Below are 2,345 nucleotides of genomic sequence, written 5' to 3' on the forward strand. Positions count from 1 at the left end.
GCCCGAGGTGGAACAAAGGGATGGGTGGGTGGGAGAACCCCTTTAACAGGCTTTGTGTTGTTCGGCAAGTCGGGGGAGCGCCATGAGATGGAGCTTCGAAGGTCATGTTCCATACAGTCACAACTTAGGGCTTCCTTACTTACGATGGCGTAAGTTACGGTAGCGTAGGCAGCAATCCCACGACCGCGAGGTAGCCCATGACCGTTGTAACGGAGCGAGCCGCTCCGCAGCCGAAACCGGACATCGACCCCGAACCGAAGACCCTTCCCGAGCTCATCACCTTCGGTTTCGTCGTCGGGGCGCCGCTGGTGGCACTCGCCGTCGTCGTACCGATGGCCTGGAGTTGGGGCCTGCTCAGCTGGGTCGACGTCGCGATCGGCGTTGTCTTCTACGTGGTCACCGGCCTGGGGGTGACGGTCGGTCTGCACCGTTTCTTCACCCACGGCTCGTTCAAGGCCAAGCGCCCGATGAAGATCGCGCTCGGCATCGCGGGGAGCCTCTCCCTGGAGATGTCGGTGCTCGACTGGGTCGCGACCCACCGCAAGCACCACAAGTTCTCCGACAAGGACGGCGATCCGCACTCGCCGTGGCGCTTCGGCACCGGCTTCTGGGCCATCACCAAGGGCCTGCTCTGGGCCCACATGGGCTGGTTGTTCGAGACACACCGTACAAACCGGGAGAAGTATGCCCCGGACCTGGTCAAAGACCCGGACGTCATCAAGCTCCACAAGTTCTTCCCCACTCTGGCGATCACCTCCCTGGTCCTCCCCGCCGTCCTCGGCGGATTGATCACCTGGTCCTGGCAGGGCGCGGCCACCGCGTTCTTCTGGGGCACCGTGATCCGGATCGGCCTGCTGCACCACGTCACCTGGTCGATCAACTCGATCTGCCACGTCTTCGGCGACGAAGCCTTTGAAGTTCGCGACAAGTCGCGAAATGTCTGGTGGCTGGCCATCCCCTCGTTCGGCGAGTCCTGGCACAACCTGCACCACTCCGACCCCACCTGCGCCCGGCACGGCGCCCTGAAGGGCCAGATCGACCTCAGCGCGGGCACCATCCGCATCTTCGAGAAACTCGGCTGGGTGTATGACGTGCGCTGGCCCATCCCCGAGAGACTGGCGGCGAAGCGCCTTGACTGACCCAGGCAATTCTCGTACGGCTACCGCGGAGATCGTGGTAGCCGTACGTCTTCCATCCCCGAATGGGACGGATTCCACGGCGCCCGCCATTATGGAACCCGTGACCGAACCCAGATCCCGCAGACGCATGACCGGCGCCGAGCGGCGCGAGCAGTTGATCCATATCGGTCGTGCGCTCTTCGCGGAGAAGGGGTTCGACGGGACGTCGGTGGAGGAGATCGCAGCTCACGCGAAGGTGTCCAAGCCCGTGGTGTACGAACATTTCGGGGGCAAGGAAGGGATCTACGCGGTCGTCATCGATCGGGAGATGCAGCGGCTGCTCAGCCTGGTGACGCAGGCACTGTCGGCGTCGCATTCGCTGGTCAAGCTGGAGCGGGCGGCGCTGGCGCTGTTGCAGTACATCGAGGAGAGCAGCGAGGGGTTCCGGATCCTGGTTCGTGACTCGCACGCGGCTTCCGGGACGGGGACTTTCGGCAGCCTGCTCAGCGACATCGCCAGCCAGGTGGAGGACGTCCTGGCCGACGAGTTCGTGGAGCGGGGCTACGATCCGAAGCTTGCTCCGATGTACGCCCAGATGCTGGTGGGCATGGTCGCTCTGACCGGCCAGTGGTGGCTGGACGTGCGTAAGCCGAGCCGCGAGGAGGTGGCCGCTCATGTGGTCAACCTCTGCTGGAACGGTCTGACGAGTTTAGACCCGAATCCGCGGCTGACGAGTGCGTCACGTGGGCTCGTCCTCTCTCCGAGCCTTGTTCCCGACATGCCGATGGTGCCCGGGCAGAAGCTCACCGACAAGGAGCTCAAGGAACTCGGTAAGCAGCGGGAGCGGGAGCTCAAAGAGCAGGAGAAGCTGCGCCGCGAGCTCGACAAGCAGCGAGAGCGCGAGGCCAAGGAGCAGGAGCGGCAGCGCGAACGCGAGCTCAAGGAGCAGGAGAAGGCTCAGCGTGAGCTAGACAAACAACGCGAACGCGAGACAAAGGAACACGAAAAGCTCCAGCGCGAGCTCGAGAAACAACGCGAACGCGAACACCGCGAGCAGGAACGCCTCCGTGCCCTCGAAGCCCGCCAAGCCGAACTAGAAGCCCGCCTCGCAGACGCAGAACCCCAGTAAGGGTGGTTCTCCCACCCACCCAGCCCCTTGTTTTCCCTCGGGCTCCGCCCGCCCCCGCCATCGCCCTGGCTGTCACCTCGAACAACGACCATGAACAC

General features: G+C 64.0%; 2 protein-coding genes. Both read left to right on the forward strand.

All coding sequences use genetic code 11. From position 1 onward, the window contains the following. The first annotated feature begins 197 nt into the window (after positions 1 to 197). Positions 198 to 1,139 (forward strand): acyl-CoA desaturase, encoded by a 942-nt coding sequence (locus Aple_RS51670; RefSeq protein ID WP_155352161.1) that lies wholly within the window; start codon positions 198 to 200, stop codon positions 1,137 to 1,139. A 91-nt stretch (positions 1,140 to 1,230) separates the two neighbouring features. Then, positions 1,231 to 2,247, forward strand: coding sequence for a TetR/AcrR family transcriptional regulator (locus Aple_RS51675; protein WP_155352162.1), 1,017 nt, complete (start codon positions 1,231 to 1,233; stop codon positions 2,245 to 2,247). Positions 2,248 to 2,345 lie beyond the last annotated feature (98 nt).

The organism is Acrocarpospora pleiomorpha (assembly GCF_009687885.1).
In the GTDB taxonomy this organism is placed as follows: Bacteria; Actinomycetota; Actinomycetes; order Streptosporangiales; family Streptosporangiaceae; genus Acrocarpospora; species Acrocarpospora pleiomorpha.

Bases quoted from the DNA above. Each gene is read 5' to 3' on its own strand.
- Aple_RS51670 (WP_155352161.1), top strand. From the start codon at position 198: ATGACCGTTGTAACGGAGCGAGCCGCTCCGCAGCCGAAACCGGACATC.
- Aple_RS51675 (WP_155352162.1), top strand. From the start codon at position 1,231: ATGGAACCCGTGACCGAACCCAGATCCCGCAGACGCATGACCGGCGCC.